Origin of the sequence: Nonomuraea sp. NPDC048901, assembly GCF_040649695.1 — a bacterium.
Classification (GTDB): Bacteria; Actinomycetota; Actinomycetes; order Streptosporangiales; family Streptosporangiaceae; genus Nonomuraea.
The window spans coordinates 241,942-259,704 of the sequence record NZ_JBEZFW010000006.1 but is presented as its reverse complement, the minus strand read 5'-3'; the positions used below and the strand labels follow the sequence as shown (position 1 = coordinate 259,704).

Here is a 17,763-nt window from a genome sequence, read left to right as displayed (position 1 = left end):
CGGCCTGACGACGTGTACGGCCTCACCCTCCGGATTCCCCGACAACACCGGAAACGGCCGTAACTTTGTATACGATTCCCTCAAATGACTGAGCTGACACTGGGCGGCGCCCATCTCCCCCTTCGCGACCAAGTGACCGCGGAGATCCGCCGACTCATCATCTCCGGCGAGCTCCCCCAGGGCGAGCGCCTGGTCGAGGACCGGCTGGCCGCAAGGCTGGGCGTGTCGCGCAACCCGGTGCGCGAGTCGATCCGGGTGCTCGCCGCCGAGGGGTTCGTGCAGGTCATCCCCAGGATCGGCGCCACCGTGGCGCGGCTGTCGCCGGCCGAGGCCGAGGAGCTCTTCGACGTGCGGATGGCGATCGAGGGGCTGGCGGCCCGGCTGGCGGCGCGCAAGCGGACCCCGGAGACGGCCGCGCGGTTGCGGCTGGTGCTCGACTCGGCCAAGGAGGCGGTCGAGGAGGGTCGGCTCGAACGGGTGGCCGACCTCAACACCGCCTTCCACCTGGCCGTGGGTGAGGTGGCGGGCAACTCGTACCTCAATCTGATGATGGCGCCGATGCTGCTGCGGGCTCAGTGGGTGTTCCGGCAGACCGCGGCCGCGCGCGGACCACACTCCTGGTCGGAGCACCTGAGCCTGTGCGAGGCCATCGCGGCGGGCGACGAGGACGAGGCCCAGGCCAGGGCGGTCGCGCACGTCGCCGCGGCCAGGCGGTCGTTCCTGGCTGCCGTGGCGAAGCCCCAGCAAGATGAGAAAACGGTCGGATAACAACATGTGGTGACGAAACACCGTTGAAATCCAGGTTCTTGTATACAGTCTCCTAAAGCTCGTCCCCCGGAGGCATCATGAGACCCAGGCTGGTCTTGACGCTCGCCGTACTTCCCATAGCCCTGACGGCTTGCGGTGGAGGCGGTTCGAGCGGCACCCCCGTCGCCCCGTCAGTGGCCGACGCCACGTCCGACAGCCGCGCCGTCAAGAGCGGCGGCACCCTGAACATCGCGCTCAACGCCGACCCCGACGCGCTCGACCCGAGCGTGTCCACCACGCTGGTGGGCCGCGAGGTGTTCGCGAGCATGTGCGAGAAGCTCTTCGACATCGACGCGAAGGCCACGCTGGTCCCGCAGCTCGCCACCGCCCTGCCCGAGGTCTCGGGCGACGGCAAGGAAGTGACGATCAAGCTGCGCGAGGGCGTGAAGTTCAACGACGGCACCGCCTTCGACGCGGAGGCGGTCAAGAAGTCGCTCGATCGCCACCGTACGTGGGAGAAGTCGGCCCGCCAGGCCGACCTGGCCGCCGTGTCGAAGGTGAGCGTGGTCGATCCGGCCACCGTCAAGCTCACGCTGGCGCGCGCGTTCACGCCGCTGACGGCGCAGCTCGCCGACCGCGCCGGAATGATCATGTCGCCCAAGGCGCTGGAGGCGGCGGGCGACAACTTCGGCGCGAGCCCGGTGTGCGTCGGGCCGTTCAAGTTCGCCGCGCGCACCTCCGGCAGCCAGATCGTGCTGGACAAGGCGCCCGACTACTACGACGCCGCCAAGGTGAAGCTCGACAAGCTCGTATACAAAATCATCGTCGACCCGAACGTACGGGCCGCGAACCTGAAGTCCGGCGACGTCCAGGTGGCCGACCAGCTGGCCACGACCACGGTCAAGGGCGTGCAGGCCGACCCGAACCTCACCGTCGTGTCCGGCGGCGGGCTCGGCTACTACGGCCTGACGATCAACACCGGCAACGCCAACGGCTCCACCGAGAAGCCGGGCACGGTCAGCACCCCGCTGGCCAAGAGCCCGCAGCTGCGGGAGGCGTTCGAGCTGGCGCTGGACCGCGACCAGATCAACAAGACCGTCTACAACGGCCTGTACGAGGCCGACTGCTTCCCGCTGCCCGCCGACAGCCCTTACCGCTCGCCCTCGCTCCAGTGCGCCAAGCGCGACCTGGCCAAGGCCAAGCAGCTGGTGCAGGCCTCCGGCGTGCCGACGCCCATCCCGGTCACGCTGACCACGCCCAACGACGCCACTAACCAGCGCCTGGCCCAGGTCATCCAGCAGATGACCAAGGAGGCGGGCTTCAACGTCACGGTGCAGACGGCCGAGTTCGTCAGCACACTGGAGCAGGGCAAGGCCGGCAAGTTCGACACCGTGCTCAACGGCTGGTCGGGCCGGGTGGACCCGGACGGCAACCTGTCGAACCTGATCACCAGCCGCGGCAGCAACAACTACAGCGGCATGTCCGACCCCGGCATCGACGACCCGATCAAGGAGGCCGCGGCGGTCACGGAGCCGGCCCAGCGCGCCGAGCTGTACGCCAAGGCGTTGCAGCGGGCGGCCGAGGTGCGCGGCGTCGTGTACCTGTATCACAACAAGTACTACCTGGGCATGAACAAGACCGTCGCCGGTGTCCAGTACTTCAAGGATGGCCTGCCGCGCTTCGTCACCGCTGGGTTCGCCGCCTGATGGTCTGGTTCATCCTCCGCAGAGCAGGCTCGGCGGTGATCGTGCTGTTCCTGGCCAGCATCCTGATCTTCCTCGGGATCAGGGCGCTGCCCGGGGACCCGGCCGTGGTGATGGCCGGTGAGGAGGCCTCGCCCGCGATGGTCGAGGCGATCCGCCACGAGTTCGGCCTGGACAAGCCCCTGCCCGCCCAATACCTCGACTACGTGGGCCAGACCCTGTCCGGCAATCTCGGCCGCTCCACCCAGGATCAGCTGCCGGTGGCCGACATTCTGGCCGAGCGGCTGCCGGTCACGCTGGAGCTGTCGGCGCTGGCCCTGCTGGTGGCGATCGTCGTGGGCCTGGGCGCGGGCATCGTGGCCGCGATCAAGCGGGGCCGGCTGCCCGACTACGTGGCCACCGGCTTCGGCCTGGCGGGGCTGTCCGTGCCGCACTTCTGGCTGGGCCTGCTCGGCATCCTGCTGTTCGCGGTGACGCTGCGCTGGCTGCCCGCCTCCGGGTACGTCCCGTTCACCCAGGACGCCGGCCAGAACCTGCAGCGCATGATCCTGCCCGCCCTGGTGCTCGGCACCGGGTTCGCGGCGATCCTGATGCGGCAGACGCGCTCGGCCATGCTGGGCGCGCTGTCGGCCGACTATGTGCGGACCGCCCGGTCCAAGGGCCTGTCGGAGGCCAAGGTGGTGGGCGCGCACGCGCTGCGCAACAGCCTCACGACCGTGGTGACCGTCCTGGGCCTGCAACTGGGCGCACTGATCAGCGGCGCGGTGGTGACGGAGCAGATCTTCGTCATCCCCGGTTTCGGCAAGCTGACCGTAGACGCCGTGCTCACCCGCAACTATCCGGTCATCCAGGCCGTGGTGCTGATCACGGTCATCGGATATGTGCTGGTCAACCTCCTGGTCGACATCGCGTACGCCTTCCTCAACCCCCGCATCCGGCTGTCGGGAGGCGGGCATGGCTGACGCGCTGACCGTACCGGCGACGACGGGCCGGGCCGATCGCCGCCGCAGGCTGTGGCGGCGCTTCAGGCGGCGTCCGATGCCGATGGCGGGGCTGGTGCTCGTTGCCGGGTTCCTGCTGCTGGCGCTGCTCGGACCCCTGCTCACCGGCGATCCGTCGGCGCAGGACTACACCGCCACGCTCGCCCCGCCGTCGGGCGCGCACCCGCTCGGCACCGACGACCTGGGCCGGGACGCCCTGGCCAGGATCGCGCACGGTGCGCAGGTATCGCTGCAGGCCGGCGTGCTGTCCACACTTCTGGCCATGGCGATCGGCATCCCGATCGGGCTGGTGGCCGGGTTCTACCGGCGCTGGCTGGACCCGGTCGTGATGCGGCTGGTCGACGTGACGCTGGCCTTCCCGTTCCTGGTGTTCGCGGTGGGGCTGGCGGCGATCATCGGCCCCTCGCTGAAGGGTGTGGTGCTGGCGCTCGGCTTCTCCCAGTTGCCGGCGGTCATCCGGATCACCCGTGGCGAGGTGCTGGCGATCAGGGAGATGGACTACGTGGCCGCGGCCATCGCCGACGGCGCGACCGACCGCCACATCCTGCTCCGCTACGTGCTGCCGAACTGCTCCAGCCCGCTCATCGTGCAGGCCACGGTGGCGATCCCGGCGGCGATCATCGGTGAGTCGACCCTGTCGTTCCTGGGCCTGGGGGTCCAGCCGCCGACGCCGTCGTGGGGCGTGATGCTCACCACCGCCCAGCAGTACCTGGACGTCGCGCCGTGGCTGGCGATCTGGCCGGGACTGATGATCGCGCTGGCCACGCTCGGCTTCAACCTGCTGGGCGACGGGCTGCGTGACGTTCTCGACCCGAGGAGCGGCCGATGAGCCTACTCGAGATCACCGATCTGACCGTCGACTTCGACACCGAGGACGGCCTGGTACAGGCGGTCAGGGGCATCTCGCTCGAACTGGGCGAGGGCGAGATCCTGGCGCTCTGCGGCGAGTCGGGCTGCGGCAAGTCGGTCACCGCGATGTCCGTGCCGAGGCTGCTGCCGCCGGACACGACCAGGCTGTCGGGCTCGGTCAAGCTCGACGGCCGCGAGCTGACCACGCTGCCCGAGTCGCGGATGCGGCAGATCAGGGGCAAGGACGTGTCGGTCGTCTTCCAGGAGCCGATGACCTCGCTCAACCCGTCGTTCACGGTCGGCTACCAGATCACCGAGGTGCTGCGCAGGCACGAAGGGCTCTCCCGCAGGGCCGCGCGGAACCGCGCGGTGGAGCTGCTCGAACTGGTCGGCATCCCGCTGCCCGCCCGCCGGATCAAGGAGTACCCGCACCAGCTCTCGGGCGGCATGCGCCAGCGGGTGATGATCGCGATCGCGGTGGCCTGCTCGCCGCGCGTGCTGATCGCCGACGAGCCCACGACCGCGCTGGACGTGACGATCCAGGCGGGCGTGCTCGACGTGTTCCGCGACCTGCGCGACCGGCTCGGCACCGCGGTCATCCTGATCACCCATGACCTGGGCGTGGTCGCCGACATCGCCGACCGGGCCGTGGTCATGTACGCGGGCCGGGCCGTGGAGCAGGCGCCCGTCACCGAGCTGTTCGCGCGGCCGCGCCATCCGTACACGCTCGGCCTGATGAACGCCCTGCCGTCGGCCGCCGTGAACGGCCGGCTCGCCGAGATCCCCGGCATGGTGCCCTCGCCGCTGACGGACCCGGACGAGTGCGCCTTCCAGGCGCGCTGCACCCGCGCGCAGGACGACTGCCGAAGCAAAAGACCCCAGCTAGAACCCCAACTGCCGGACGATCATCTGGCGGCCTGCTTCCACCCGGGAGGGCGGTCGTGATCCTGGAGATCGACAACCTGGTCAAGCACTACGGCCAGGTACGCGCCGTGGACGGCCTGTCGCTGAGCATCGGCCAGGGCGAGGTGCTCGGCCTCGTCGGCGAGTCGGGCAGCGGCAAGTCGACCGTCGGCAAGTGCGTACTGCGGCTGACCGAGCCCACCTCGGGCGGCATCCGGCTCGACGGCCGCGACATCACCCACCTGTCGCGCCGGGCCATGCGCCCGCTGCGCAGGGACGTCCACATGGTCTTCCAGGACCCCTACTCCTCGCTCAACCCGCGCTTCACGATCGAGCAGATCGTCGGCGAGCCGCTGCTGCACCACGGGATCGCGAGCCGACGCGAGGCCGGCGGGCGGGTCGCCGCCATGCTGGAGCAGGTCGGGCTGCGGCCGGAGATGAGGACGCGCTTCCCGCACGAGCTGTCCGGCGGGCAGCGGCAGCGGGTGGGGCTGGCCCGCGCGCTGATCCTGGAGCCCAAGCTGGTGGTGGCAGACGAGCCAGTGTCCGCGCTGGACGTGTCGGTGCAGGCGTCGGTGCTCAACCTGATCACCGACCTGCAGCGGGAGATGGGCTTTTCCTGCCTGTTCATCACCCATGACCTGTCGGTGGTGGAGTTCCTGGCCGACCGGATCGCGGTCATGTACCTGGGCAAGATCGTGGAGTCGGGGCCGACGGCGCAGATCTTCGCCGAACCCCGCCACCCCTACACGCAGGCGCTGCTGTCGGCGGCGCCGGTGGCCGATCCGGTCAGGCAGCGCGAACGGCGCCGGATCGTGCTGGGCGGCGACGTGCCGAGCCCGGTCGATCCGCCCGCCGGCTGCCGCTTCCACACCCGGTGCCCGCTGGCGTACGACGCCTGCCGGACGAGCGAGCCGGCACTGACGGACCCCCGTACGAGCGGCCACCCGGTCGCCTGTCACCTGGTCACGGCGGACCACGTGCCCGACGCGGCCGCCACCCGATGAAGGGACGCGCTTTGTTCACCACCAGGCCCGAGCTGACCGGAGACTTCGGCATGGTGGCCAGCACGCACTGGCTGGCCTCCGCTACCGGCATGAGCGTGCTCGAACGCGGCGGCAACGCCTTCGACGCGGCCGTCGCCGCCGGATTCGTCCTTCAGGTGGCGGAGCCGCACCTGAACGGGCCCGCCGGCGAGGTGCCCATCCTGCTGTGGAGCCAGGACGAGGAGCGGGTGTCGGTCGTGTGCGGGCAGGGCGTCGCCCCCGCCGCCGCCACGATCGACCGGTTCACCGGCCTGGGGCTCGACGTGGTGCCCGGCACCGGGCTGCTGGCGGCCACCGTACCCGGGGCGTTCGGCGGCTGGATGCTCATGCTGGAGCGCTGGGGCACCTGGACGCTGGCCGACGTGCTCGAACCCGCCATCCACTACGCCACCCACGGCGTCCCGGTGCTCGACCGGATCGCCGCCACGGTCACGTCGGTCGAGCGGCTCTTCCTCGAGGACTGGCCGACGTCGGCCGCGACCTGGCTGCCGCAGGGGAAGGTGCCGGGAGCCAAGCTGACCAATCCCGTGCTGGCCGCCACCTACCGCAGGCTCGTCTCCGAGGCGCGGGCCGCGTCGCCCAGCCGTGAGGGGCAGATCGCGGCCGCCCGCGACGCCTGGTACCAGGGGTTCGTCGCCGAGACCATCGCCCGGTTCAGCACCGAGACCGCTTGGCGCGACAGCTCGGGCGAGGTCCACGGCGGTCTGCTCACCGGCGACGACCTGGCGGGCTGGTCGGCGTCGGTCGAGGAGCCGGTCACCTTCGACTACCACGGGCACACGGTCTGCAAGACGGGCCCGTGGGGGCAGGGACCGGTCTTCCTTCAGCAGCTCGCCCTGCTGTCGGGGTTCGACCTGGACGCGATGGGGCAGCTCAGCGCCGACTACGTGCACACGGTGATCGAGAGCGCCAAGCTCGCCTTCGCCGATCGCGAAGCCTGGTACGGCGACGCCGAGGTGCCGATGGCCGACCTGCTCGACGACGAGTACAGCGCGAAGCGGCGCGCGATCATCGGCGTCGAGGCCAGCATGGAGCTGCGGCCGGGCGCACCAGGCGGGCGCACGCCTCGGCTGCCGGTGTTCCCCGGTGCCGGCACGGTCAGCACCGCGCCGGGCATCTCGGGCGTACGGTCCGGTGTGGGCGAGCCCACGGTCGGCTCCGACGGCTCCACCCGTGGCGACACCTGTCACGTGGACGTCGTGGACCGGCACGGCAACATGGTCTCCGCCACACCGAGCGGCGGCTGGCTGCAGAGCTCGCCCACGATCCCCGAGCTGGGCTTCTGCCTCGGCACGCGGGCGCAGATGTTCTGGCTGCAGGAAGGACTGCCCGCCTCGCTGCGACCGGGCACGCGCCCGCGCACCACGCTGTCACCGTCGTTCGCGCTGCGCGAGGGCAAGCCGTGGCTGGCCTTCGGTACGCCCGGCGGCGACCAGCAGGACCAGTGGAGCCTGAACTTCTTCCTCTCCCTCGTCCACGGCGGGCTCAACCTGCAGCAGGCCGTCGACGCCCCCATGTTCCACTCCGAGCACTTCCCCAGCTCGTTCTTCCCGCGCGGCTCCCGGCCGGGCGTCATGCACGTGGAGAACCGGCTGGACCCGGCGGTGGTCGCCGAGCTCCGGCGGCGTGGCCACCAGGTGGAGGTGCAGGGTCCGTGGTCGCTCGGCCGGCTCAGCGCGGTCGCCCGTGACGGCGGCTTCCTGAAGGCCGCCGCCAACCCGCGCGGCGCCCAGGGCTACGCGGCCGGCCGATGATCGAGCTGTCCGAGCTGGCCTTCCTGGCCGGGGCGGGCCTGCTGGCCGGGGCGGTCAACGCCCTGGCCGGCGGGGGCACCCTGATCTCCTTTCCGGCGCTGCTGGCGCTCGGCTATCCGAGCATCACCGCCTCGGTGACGAACGCGGTGGCGCTGTGGCCCGGCTACCTGGGCGGCGTCCTGGGCTACCGGGCCGAGCTGCGCGGGCAGCGGCGCCGGGCCACGGTGCTCGCGGCCACCACCGTGCTCGGCGCGATCGCGGGCAGCTCGCTGCTGCTGCTCACACCGGGGCGGCTGTTCGACTCGCTGGTGCCGTGGCTGGTGGCCTTCGCCAGTCTGGCGCTGCTGGCCCAGCCCTGGCTGCGCAAGCGCTTCGAGGGTGACGGGCGGCAGGGCACCAGCGGGCTGGTCCACGTCGGGGTGTTCCTCGGCGGCTGCTACGGCGCCTATTTCAACGGCGGCATGGGAGTGCTGCTGCTGGCGGTGCTCGGGCTGTTCCTGCATGACGACCTGCATCGGGTCAACGCCGTGCGGGCCACTCTGTCCCTGGTGATCAGCACGGTGTCGGTGGTGGCGTTCTCGCTGTTCGGGCCCGTGCGGTGGGAGGCGGTGGCGGTGGTCGCGCCGGCGAGCCTGGCGGGTGGCTTCCTCGGCACCCGTCTGGCCCGGCTCATGCCGCCCGCGGTGCTGCGCGGCGTGGTGGTCGTCTTCGGGCTGGGCGTAGCCACGGTACTCGCCCTTCGCTGAACACTCGCCCTGCGCTGACCGGTCAGGCGACCGTGGCCTCGATCAGGTCGTCCACGACCGCCGCCAGGTGCCCGGTGCGGGCGTGCGCCCTGCGCTGCCGCTCCGCTCCGGAACCCCGGCCGAGCAGCCGGTCCAGCCCTTCTTCGACCACCGGCAGATCACCGGCCTCGGCCGCGGCGTCCCGTACGTGCTCCAGAAGACGGCCCGCCATCACCCGCGCCGGCACCAGCGCACCCTCACGCACGTCGAGACTGTCGCCGCCCAGGCCGTCACGGGCGGCGCGCCAGTAGGCGGCCCGTATGACCTCCGACGGGATCGGCGGCCCGCGGTCACCGTGCGCCACGGCGGCCAGCGCGGTCACGACCAGGCTGCGGATCAGCCCGATGATGGTGAGGCTGTCGCTGACATCCAGCGGCACGTCGGCGACGCGCACCTCGATGGTCGGCAGCGAGGGTGACGGGCGCGCGTCCCAGTACACCGTCTTGGGGTCCATCAGCGCGCCCGACTGCGACAGCGCGCGCAGCGCCAGCTCGTAGTCGGCGTACGACGGGAAGTACGGCGGCGCGCCCGAGACCGGCCACCGGCCCCAGCTGATCACCCGCCAGGACGCGTAGCCGGTGTCGCGCCCCACGAAGAAGGGCGAGTTCGCGGCCAGCGCGATCAGCGTGGGCAGCCATGGGCGTAGGTGATTGCCGACGTAGACGGCCTGTTCCTCGTCGGGGACGTCCACGTGCACGTGCAGGGCGCAGATGGTGAGCTCGTCCTGCAACGCGCGGTAGAGGATCCGGCCCTGCTCGTAGCGGACGTCGTCGGTGAGCGGAATCGGCACCACGTCACCGAGGACGGGAATGCCGCTGGCGACCACGGCCAGCCCGCACGAGCGGGCCGCCGCGGCCACCTCCTTGCGCGCGGCCCTCAGCCGCGTGCCTAACTCACCGAGGTCGGCCGAAGGGGCGGTACGGGCCTCGACCTGGAAACGGGTGATCTCGTGAACGACGTCTAGGACGTCCGTCGCGGCGGCCAACACCTCTGCCGCCCGGGGAGCCACATGGCGCGACCAGGGATCGACGATGAGGTACTCCTCCTCGATCCCGATAAGAGGAGTCACATCCCTTTTATGCCCCTTTTCCGCTAGGCAAAGCGATGTGGGCCATAGAGTGCGTACGGCCTTCCCTCGGCGAGCGCCCAATACCGGTCGCCGAAGGACCAGTGCCACCACTCCGTCGGGTAGTTGACCAGGCCAACAGGCTCCAGGGCGTCAGCGAGGATCTTGCGATGGGCGCGGGCGTCGGCCGAGATGTTCGTGGCGTCCATATAGCAGGCGCCGTCGCTCTCCTCCGGGTTGTCGTTGACCTGGGTGCCCATGTCGTACTCCGTGCCGTCGGGCGCGGTGAGCGTCAGGTCGACGGCGGCTCCGGCGGTGTGCGGGGCGACTTCGACCGGCGACACATACCGACTCGCCGCGATATATGCCTCGTCAGGCGACATTTCGCGGAAAGCAGCGCGCAGCCCGTCGCGGTACTCATCGAAGATCCGGCGCTGCGTGTCGATCGGCCGGTAGCCCTCGACGACCAGCAGGTGGAAGCCGTCGGGCAGTCGCCGTTCGGCTCGCTCCAGCCGCGCCAGCAGCCCGGACCGCAGGTGCGCGTAGGCACCCGCGCGGTCGGCCATCCGCTCGTCCACACGCAGGCGGCCGCGTACGTCCGCCAGCTCCTCGCCGTTGTCGCGCACCGGGATCGCGGCGACGCGGGGATCAGAGATCAGCACGATGTCGCTCGTGGGCTGCCACATAGGCAGAAATTCTCACACAGTGTCGGAGAAAACCTGATCTCGGGCCTGCGCCAAGGCCGCGACCAGGGCGCCGCGCAGCACCGGATTGCCCGCCACCCCGGTCGTGACGACCTTGGGCCGGGTCGGGCAGAACCGGGCGACGGCCTCCTCGACCTTGGCGGCCAGACGTTCGCCGCCCGCCCGGCCGACGTCGCCGCTGAGCACGATCAGGCCGGGGTCGAGGACGACCGTCACGGCCGCGGCCCCCACCGCCAGGCGCGCCGCCACCTCGTCCAGGTACCCGTCGCAGCCGTTGCGTACCTGGTCGGGGACCGTGCTGCCGAGCACGCCGTGCGTGGTGGCGAGCCCGCTCAGCGCGTCGTGCCCGACCAGCCGCTGGAAGGAGCCCGAGGTCGGCTGCGTCACATCGAGGGGCAGCGGCTCGCCCGGCACGGGCAGCCAGCCGATCTCACCCGCCGTCCCGGTGATGCCCCGGTGCAGCCGCCCGCCGAGCATGACGCCCAGCCCTTGGCCGACACCCGCCCAGATGACCACGAAGTCGTCGTGTCCGGCGGCGGCGCCGTAGCGGTGCTCGGCCAGCGCGACCAGGTTCACGTCGTTCTCGATGATCACCGGAACGCCCAGCGTCTGGCGCAGGCTGGCCAGCACGCCGACGTGCCAGGCCGGCAGGTCGCAGGAGAAGCGCACGTCGCCGCTGCCCGGATCGACCACGCCCCTGGTGCCGATCACGAAGGCGCGCAGCTGTGACAGGCTGACGCGGGCCGAGGCGCAGGCCCGCTGGACGGCGGAGTGCACGGCCTTGACCGGATCCCCGTCCGCCGGGTTGACGGTGACCTCGACCACGATCTGCCCTGTGATGTCCGCCACACCAACGGTGAGGCTGTCGGGCAGCACTTCGAGCCCGGCGACGTACGCGCTGGACGGGTTCACCGCGTACAGGGCCGCGTGCGGACCCCTGCCTCCCGCCCGCTCCCCCGCCACCCGGACGAGCCCCCGCTCCTCCAGCCGGGCAAGCAGCTGACCTGCGGTCACCTTGGACAAGCCGGTCCGCTCACCGAGCTCCGCACGGGTCAGCGGCCCGTCCTCCAGGAGGAGTTCGAGTGCCGTGCGGTCGTTCAACCGGCGGAGCAGCCGAGGGATCCCCGGACTTCGGCTCATCGACGCGCTCCCTCTCGTCACGAATGGCTAACGGGCGTTTTTTTTAAGAAAGTTTCTTGTTAGTTTAGCAGCAGTCGTTCGGACATGCAGATCAGCCTGGTGCGGACCGCAAGCGAGCACCCGGGAAGGGAGAACCCTGTGAGGATCGCGCAGATCACCGCCACTACGGTCACCACGGCCGCTCTGGCCCTGGGCCTGGCCGCCTGTGGTTCCGGCGGGACGCCCGCGGCTTCGCCGAGCGCGGCGGCCTCCGCCCCCGCGTCCGGCCCCAAGTACGCGGGCAAGGAGCTGACCTTCTGGCGCCTGGGCGACAGCAACCCCGCCGCGCAGAAGTACACCGACGAACTGGTCGCCGCCTTCGAGCAGCAGACCGGCGCGAAGGTGAAGGTCGAGTGGATCCCGTGGCCGCAGGTGAACGACAAGTTCACCGCCGCGGCGGCCGGTGGCACCGGTCCCGACGTCACCGAGATCGGCAACGACCAGGTGCCGCTGTGGCAGAGCCAGGAGGCCCTGGAGCCCGTCACCGACATCGTCGCCTCGGGCGACCAGGCGCAGATCCCGAAGAACCTGATGGGCCTGGAGACTATCGACGGCGAGACGTACGCCGTGCCGTGGGGCGGCGGCAGCCGGGCGGTCCTGTACCGGGCCGACTGGTTCAAGGAGCTCAAGATCGAGGTCCCGAAGACCTGGGACGACCTGGTCGCCGCGGCCAAGAAGATCCAGTCCAAGAAGGGCAAGGACGTCGACGGGTTCGCCTTCAACGGCGGCTCCGACGCCAACCACCTGCTGGGCGCCCTCGCCTGGACCGCCGGCGGCGACTACGCCGTCAAGGAGGGCGACAAGTGGGTCGGCAAGCTGACCGACCCCGCCTTCAAGTCCGGCTTCGCCCAGTACACCGGCCTGGTCACCGACGGCCTGTCCAGCAAGTCGCGGCTCACCCAGAACACCACCGACATCCGCACCCGCTTCGCCAACAACAAGGTCGGCATGTACCTCACCGCGTCGTGGGACCTGCCGGGCATCGACGAGGACAGCAAGGGCAAGCTCAAGGGCGACAAGCTGGCCTTCTTCCCGCTCCCGTCCAAGGACGGCGGCGAGGCGCAGTCCTTCCTCGGCGGCAACGACATCGCCGTGTGGGGTGGCGCCAAGGAGAAGGACGCGGCCAAGGAGTTCGTGAAGCTGGCCTCCGGCAAGGAGTGGGGCGACAAGTACGCCAAGGACGGCGGCCTGCTCCCCGTCTACCCGGACGCCCTGGCCGCGCTGGCCAGCGACCCGGCTCAGGCGCCGTTCGCCGCCGCCTTCGCCAAGGCCAAGGCCTTCCCGGCCAGCCCGCACTGGACCGAGGCCAACGAGACCAAGGCGGTGCTGCAGAACGCGGCCCGCACGGTGATCGAGGGCAAGTCGTCGGCCGACGACGCGCTGGCCAAGGCCAACAAGGAGCTCGAAGACATCCTCAACGCCGCCTCATAGCCTTATGACGAACACCTCGACGCTCGCCAGGGGTGGCGGCCAGTCCTCCACCCCCCGGCGGCCCAACTCCCACCGCCCGGCCCGGGCCAGCGGCCTGCCCACCTGGTCGGTGCCGTACGTGCTGCTGATCCCCGGCCTGCTGGTGATCGGGGCGCTGCTGCTCTACCCGCTGTTCCAGGTCGGGGTCATCGCCTTCCAGAAGGTGGGCCTGGTCCAGATCAGCGGCAGGAAGCCCGCCACCTGGGTCGGCTGGGACAACTTCACCCGCATCTTCGACAACGAGATCTTCTGGTCCTCGCTGCGCAACACGCTCGTCTTCGCCGTCGTCGCGGTGTCGCTGACGCTGATCGTCGGCACGGCGGTGGGCGTCCTGCTCAACAAGCTCGGCAGAAAGATGTCCACGTTCGTGGTGGTCGGCATCATGTTCGCGTGGGCCGTGCCGCCGGTGGCGCAGGGCGTCATCTGGAAGTGGCTGTTCGACGCGGAGGCGGGGGTCATCAATTGGGCACTCAACCTGCTGCCCGACTGGCTGTCGAGCCTGCTCTTCGGCCGGACCGACTGGACCGGCCAGCCCTGGCTCAACGACGCGTGGTCCATCTACATGGTGCTGATCATCTGCGTCGTCTGGGCGAGCTTCCCGTTCGTGGCCGTGTCGGTGCTGGCGGGGCTCAAGGGCATCCCGGCCGAGCTGTACGAGGCCGCGCGGGTGGACGGGGCGTCGGCCTGGCGGACGTTCAGGAAGATCACCTTTCCGCTGCTCAAGCCGGTCTTCGCGGTGTTGACCGTACTGTCGATCATCTGGGACTTCAAGGTCTTCTCCCAGCTGTACGTGCTCATGGGCGGTCCATCGAACCGTGAGGCGTTCAACCTGTCGATCTACTCCTACGCCGAGGCTTTCCGGCCGCCGCCCAAGATGGGCTCCGGCGCGGCGATCGCCCTGGTGCTGACCGCGATCCTGCTGGTCGTCACCGCGGTGTACGTCAGGCAGCTCGTCAAGCAGGAGGAGATGTGAGCCCGCTCGCGCGCAAACAACTCGGCAAGATCGCGCTGAACGCGGCCGGGCTGCTGGTGTTCCTGATCGCGATCTTCCCCGTGTACTGGATGGCCTCGACCTCGTTCAAGGCCAACGACCAGATCTTCACCACCGACTTCATCCCGTTCCCCACCCATTTCACCTTCGAGCACGTCGACCGGGTGCTGAGCGAGGGCGTGGCCGGGCACTCGATCTGGCTCTACATGCGCAACAGCGCCATCGTGGCGGGGGGCACCGTGCTCATCGGGGCGGTCTTCTCGCTGCTGGCGGCGACCGCGGTGGCCCGCTTCAGGTTCAAGGGGCGCAACACGTTCCTGATCCTGCTGCTGATCGTGCAGATGATCCCCTCCGAGGCGCTGCTCATCCCGCTGTTCCTGAGCGTCAAGCGGCTCGGCCTGTACGACCAGCTGGCCGGCCTGATCCTCGTCAACGTGGGGCTCACGCTGCCCTTCGGCATCTGGATGCTGCGCACGTTCGTCGCCGCCGTGCCCAAGTCGCTGGAGGAGGCGGCCTGGATCGACGGCGCGGGGCGGATGGCCACGTTCTGGAAGGTGCTCTTCCCCCTGGTCGCGCCGGGCCTGGTGGCCACCAGCATCTTCTCGTTCATCACCGCGTGGAACGAGCTGATCTTCGCGCTGGTCCTGATGAGCGGCTCGGAGGGCTACACGATGCCGGTCGCCATGCAGTACTTCTTCGGGCAGAAGGGCACCGACTGGGGCGCCATCATGGCCAGCTCCACGATGATGACCATCCCGGTCGTCGTCTTCTTCCTGCTGGTTCAGCGCCGCATGGTCTCCGGTCTGGTGGCCGGGGCCGTCAAGGGCTGACCGATCCACGGATCTTCGTGCGGCTTAGCCGTGCCCCGACCGTGCCTGAAACTCCATTGATGAGGAGCTATGAGTCAGAGTGATCGGGGGCTGCGCCGCCTCGCGGCCGGCACGCTGCTCGTCGCCTTCCAGGGCACCACGGCGCCCGACTGGGTGCTGCGCGAGCTCGAGAACGGCCTGGGTGGTGTCACCCTCTTCGGCTTCAACGTCGCCGCCCCGGACCGGTTGCGGGCGCTGACCGCGTCCCTGCGCGCGGCCGGCGAACCCGTCATCTCTCTGGATGAGGAGGGCGGCGACGTCACCCGCCTGGCCTACCACGTCGGCAGCCCGTACCCGGGCAACGCGGCGCTGGGCGCGGTGGACGACGCCGAGCTCACCCACCGGGTCTACCGGGCGATCGGCTCGGAGCTGGCCGCCTGCGGCATCAACCTGGACATGGCGCCCGACGCCGACGTCAACACCGAGGCCGACAACCCGGTGATCGGCACCAGGTCGTTCGGCGACGACCCCGAGCTGGTGGCCAGGCACACGGTGGCCGCCGTCCAGGGCCTGCAGTCGGTGAACGTGGCCGCCTGCGTCAAGCACTTCCCCGGCCACGGCGCCACCCGGGTCGACTCGCACGTGTCCGTGCCCGTCGTGGACGTCACGCTCGACGTGCTGCGCGAGCGCGAACTGGTGCCGTTCCGGGCGGCGATCGGCGCGGGGACCAAGTCGATCATGACCGCGCACGTGGCGGTGCCCGCGCTGACCGGCCCGACCCCGGCCACGCTGTCGCCCGCCGCACTGACCGAACTGCTCAGGGGCGAGCTCGGGTACGACGGCGCGGTCATCAGCGACGCGATGGACATGCACGCCATCACCAAGAGCGTCGGCCTGGCCGGTGGCGCCGTGCTGTCGCTGACCGCGGGGGCCGATCTGCTCTGTCTGGGCCCGCTGCCCACTTACGAAGACGTACGGCACATCGTCGACGAGATCGTCACGGCCGTACAGGAGGGGCGGCTGCCCGCGGCTCGGCTGGAGGAGGCCGCGGCCAGGCTGGCGGCGCTGCGCGAGTGGTTCGGCTCGCCCGGTTCGCCCACGGTCGAGCAGAACGGGGTCGGCCTGCACGCCGCCAGGCGCGCGGTGCGGCTCACGGGCGTGACGGGGCCGCTGGTCGAGCCGCTGGTCATCGAGGTGGACACGCCGCCGACGATCGCCGTCGGCGACGTGCCCTGGGGCGTGGGGCCATGGCTGCCCCAGGCCGAGATCATCCGGGTGAAGCCGGCCGACGCGGACGTGCCGGTGCTGCTGGCGAAGGCCACGCACCGGTCGCTGGTCCTGGTGATCAAGGACGCGCACCGCAACGAGGCCAGCCGCGAGCTGGTCTCCGCCCTGGTGGCGGCCCGGCCCGACGCGACGGTGATCGAGATGGGACTGCCGATCTGGCGGCCGGACAGCGCGGCCTACATCGCGACGTACGGCGCGGCCCGCGCGAACGCCCAGGCGGCCGTGGAACTGCTCACGGTTTGAGGAGTGCCTCGCGGGCCTGGTCCAGGGCCGCGAGGACAGCGCCACGCAGCACCGGGTTCTTGTCGGTGACCGTGGTGGTGACGACCTGGGGGCGTACGGGGCAGATGCGCGCCACGGCCTCCTCCACCCGGGCGGTGAGCGCGCTGCCACCGGCCTGGCCCACCTCGCCCGCCAGCACGACCAGGCCCGGATCGAGGATCACGCAGACCGAGGCCACGCCGAGCGCGAGCCGGTGCGCGATCTCATCGAGAAAGGGCTCGCCCCCGGCTCCGGCCGCCATGGCGACCTTCACGCACTCCCCGGCGCTCTCGGCCGTGAACCCGTAGCCCTCCGCGAGCTCACCCACGGCCTCGGCGCTGACGAGCGACTGCAGGCCGCCCGCTAGCGAGGGCAGGCGGCCCGGCTCGGTGCGGATGTCCTCGGGCAGGGGTACGCCGGGCACCGGCAGGTAGCCGATCTCGCCCGCGCTGCCCGAACGCCCCCGGTGCAGCTTGCCGCCGAGCATCACCGCGAGACCGAGGCCACGGGCGGACCAGAGCAGCACGAAGTCGTCGAGCCCCTGGGCGGCGCCGTCGGCGCGCTCGGCGATCGCGGCCAGGTTGACGTCGTTCTCGATCGTCACCTCGCGTTTGAGGTCACCGGCGAGCGCCTCGTGGATGCCCTCGTGCCAGCCGGGCAGGTCGAAGGAGAAGCGCACGTCGCCGCTGCGCGGATCGACCACGCCGGGAGTGCCGATGACCACGCCGCGCAGCCGGCCGATGCTGATCTTGGCGCTGCGGCAGGCCTTCATGATCGCGCCGTGCACCACCGAGACCGGGTCGTCGAGGTCGGCGGGATCGACGGAGACCTCGGCGATCGTCCGGCCGTGGATGTCGGCGACGGCCGCGGAGATCAGCTCGGGCCCCACCTCGAGCCCGGCCACGTAGGCGCTGGAGGGGATGACGGAGTAGAGCGCCGCGTTGGGGCCGCGCCCGCCGGCCTGCGTGCCGACGACCTCGACCAGCCCGCGCTCCTCCAGCCGGGACAGCGTCTGCGAGGCGGTGACCTTGGACAACCCGGTCCGATCGCCGATCTGCCCCCGCGTCATCGGCCCCGTGGCCAGCAACAACTCCAGTGCGGCCCGGTCGTTGATCTCCCTGAGCAGTCTGGGCACACCAGGGCGTCGCTCCACGCTGAATCCCACCGTCAAATCGAAAAGGTTGTTGGAAGTTTAGCGCCCTGGACCT

The 17,763-nt window shown here is 70.6% G+C and carries 16 protein-coding genes; 12 read left to right on the top strand and 4 right to left on the bottom strand.

Translation table 11 applies throughout. The features are described from left to right. Positions 1 to 84 precede the first annotated feature (84 nt). The 8 genes from AB0C30_RS22465 to AB0C30_RS22430 all read left to right on the top strand — a co-directional run bounded on the left by AB0C30_RS22465 (position 85) and on the right by AB0C30_RS22430 (position 8,749). Complete coding sequence (locus AB0C30_RS22465; protein ID WP_357946989.1) at positions 85 to 768, top strand: GntR family transcriptional regulator; 684 nt, start codon at positions 85 to 87, stop codon at positions 766 to 768. 77 nt (positions 769 to 845) lie between these two features. Continuing rightward, positions 846 to 2,453 carry an ABC transporter substrate-binding protein gene (locus tag AB0C30_RS22460; protein ID WP_357946986.1) on the top strand — a complete coding sequence of 536 codons (1,608 nt, stop codon included), beginning with the start codon at positions 846 to 848 and terminating at the stop codon, positions 2,451 to 2,453. Next, positions 2,453 to 3,412 (top strand): ABC transporter permease, encoded by a 960-nt coding sequence (locus AB0C30_RS22455; protein ID WP_357946983.1) that lies wholly within the window; start codon positions 2,453 to 2,455, stop codon positions 3,410 to 3,412. Before AB0C30_RS22460 ends, AB0C30_RS22455 begins: the two co-directional genes overlap by 1 nt. Then, complete coding sequence (locus AB0C30_RS22450; RefSeq protein ID WP_357946980.1) at positions 3,405 to 4,280, top strand: ABC transporter permease; 876 nt, start codon at positions 3,405 to 3,407, stop codon at positions 4,278 to 4,280. Before AB0C30_RS22455 ends, AB0C30_RS22450 begins: the two co-directional genes overlap by 8 nt. Further along, on the top strand, positions 4,277 to 5,245 hold the full coding sequence (locus tag AB0C30_RS22445) for an ABC transporter ATP-binding protein (RefSeq protein ID WP_357946977.1): 969 nt from the start codon (positions 4,277 to 4,279) through the stop codon (positions 5,243 to 5,245). The genes AB0C30_RS22450 and AB0C30_RS22445 overlap by 4 nt, the downstream gene beginning before the upstream one ends. After that, positions 5,242 to 6,210 carry an oligopeptide/dipeptide ABC transporter ATP-binding protein gene (locus tag AB0C30_RS22440; RefSeq protein ID WP_357946975.1) on the top strand — a complete coding sequence of 323 codons (969 nt, stop codon included), beginning with the start codon at positions 5,242 to 5,244 and terminating at the stop codon, positions 6,208 to 6,210. The genes AB0C30_RS22445 and AB0C30_RS22440 overlap by 4 nt, the downstream gene beginning before the upstream one ends. Then, positions 6,207 to 8,003 (top strand): gamma-glutamyltransferase family protein, encoded by a 1,797-nt coding sequence (locus tag AB0C30_RS22435; protein ID WP_357946972.1) that lies wholly within the window; start codon positions 6,207 to 6,209, stop codon positions 8,001 to 8,003. Before AB0C30_RS22440 ends, AB0C30_RS22435 begins: the two co-directional genes overlap by 4 nt. Continuing rightward, positions 8,000 to 8,749 (top strand): sulfite exporter TauE/SafE family protein, encoded by a 750-nt coding sequence (locus AB0C30_RS22430; protein ID WP_357946970.1) that lies wholly within the window; start codon positions 8,000 to 8,002, stop codon positions 8,747 to 8,749. The genes AB0C30_RS22435 and AB0C30_RS22430 overlap by 4 nt, the downstream gene beginning before the upstream one ends. Positions 8,750 to 8,771: 22 nt before the next feature. Here the strand turns inward: AB0C30_RS22430 and AB0C30_RS22425 are convergent, their stop codons facing one another. From AB0C30_RS22425 to AB0C30_RS22415, 3 genes are read right to left on the bottom strand one after another with little or no spacing between them, the layout of a single operon-like run. Beyond that, positions 8,772 to 9,857: a glutamate--cysteine ligase gene (locus tag AB0C30_RS22425; RefSeq protein WP_357946968.1), complete on the bottom strand. Its 1,086-nt coding sequence runs from the start codon at positions 9,855 to 9,857 to the stop codon at positions 8,772 to 8,774. Positions 9,858 to 9,880: 23 nt separating this feature from the next. Next, complete coding sequence (locus tag AB0C30_RS22420; protein ID WP_357946965.1) at positions 9,881 to 10,540, bottom strand: M15 family metallopeptidase; 660 nt, start codon at positions 10,538 to 10,540, stop codon at positions 9,881 to 9,883. A 12-nt stretch (positions 10,541 to 10,552) separates the two neighbouring features. After that, positions 10,553 to 11,698: an ROK family transcriptional regulator gene (locus tag AB0C30_RS22415; RefSeq protein WP_357946963.1), complete on the bottom strand. Its 1,146-nt coding sequence runs from the start codon at positions 11,696 to 11,698 to the stop codon at positions 10,553 to 10,555. Between the two features lie 138 nt (positions 11,699 to 11,836). Here AB0C30_RS22415 and AB0C30_RS22410 point away from each other — a divergent pair, with 138 nt between their 5' ends. The 4 genes from AB0C30_RS22410 (at position 11,837) to AB0C30_RS22395 (ending at position 16,537) form a co-directional block, all read left to right on the top strand. Beyond that, the gene (locus tag AB0C30_RS22410) at positions 11,837 to 13,168 is read left to right on the top strand and encodes an extracellular solute-binding protein (protein ID WP_357946961.1); all 1,332 of its coding nucleotides are present in this window, start codon (positions 11,837 to 11,839) and stop codon (positions 13,166 to 13,168) included. 4 nt (positions 13,169 to 13,172) lie between these two features. Further along, a complete protein-coding gene (locus AB0C30_RS22405) occupies positions 13,173 to 14,180 on the top strand; it encodes a sugar ABC transporter permease (protein WP_357946958.1) in 1,008 nt (335 codons plus the stop codon). Beyond that, complete coding sequence (locus AB0C30_RS22400) at positions 14,177 to 15,028, top strand: carbohydrate ABC transporter permease (RefSeq protein WP_357946955.1); 852 nt, start codon at positions 14,177 to 14,179, stop codon at positions 15,026 to 15,028. The genes AB0C30_RS22405 and AB0C30_RS22400 overlap by 4 nt, the downstream gene beginning before the upstream one ends. A gap of 69 nt (positions 15,029 to 15,097) precedes the next feature. Next, on the top strand, positions 15,098 to 16,537 hold the full coding sequence (locus AB0C30_RS22395; RefSeq protein ID WP_357946952.1) for a glycoside hydrolase family 3 protein: 1,440 nt from the start codon (positions 15,098 to 15,100) through the stop codon (positions 16,535 to 16,537). On the opposite strand, the gene AB0C30_RS22390 is transcribed toward AB0C30_RS22395, so the two are convergent. Continuing rightward, complete coding sequence (locus AB0C30_RS22390; protein WP_357946949.1) at positions 16,527 to 17,708, bottom strand: ROK family transcriptional regulator; 1,182 nt, start codon at positions 17,706 to 17,708, stop codon at positions 16,527 to 16,529. The genes AB0C30_RS22395 and AB0C30_RS22390 overlap by 11 nt on opposite strands. Between the last annotated feature and the right edge of the window lie 55 nt (positions 17,709 to 17,763).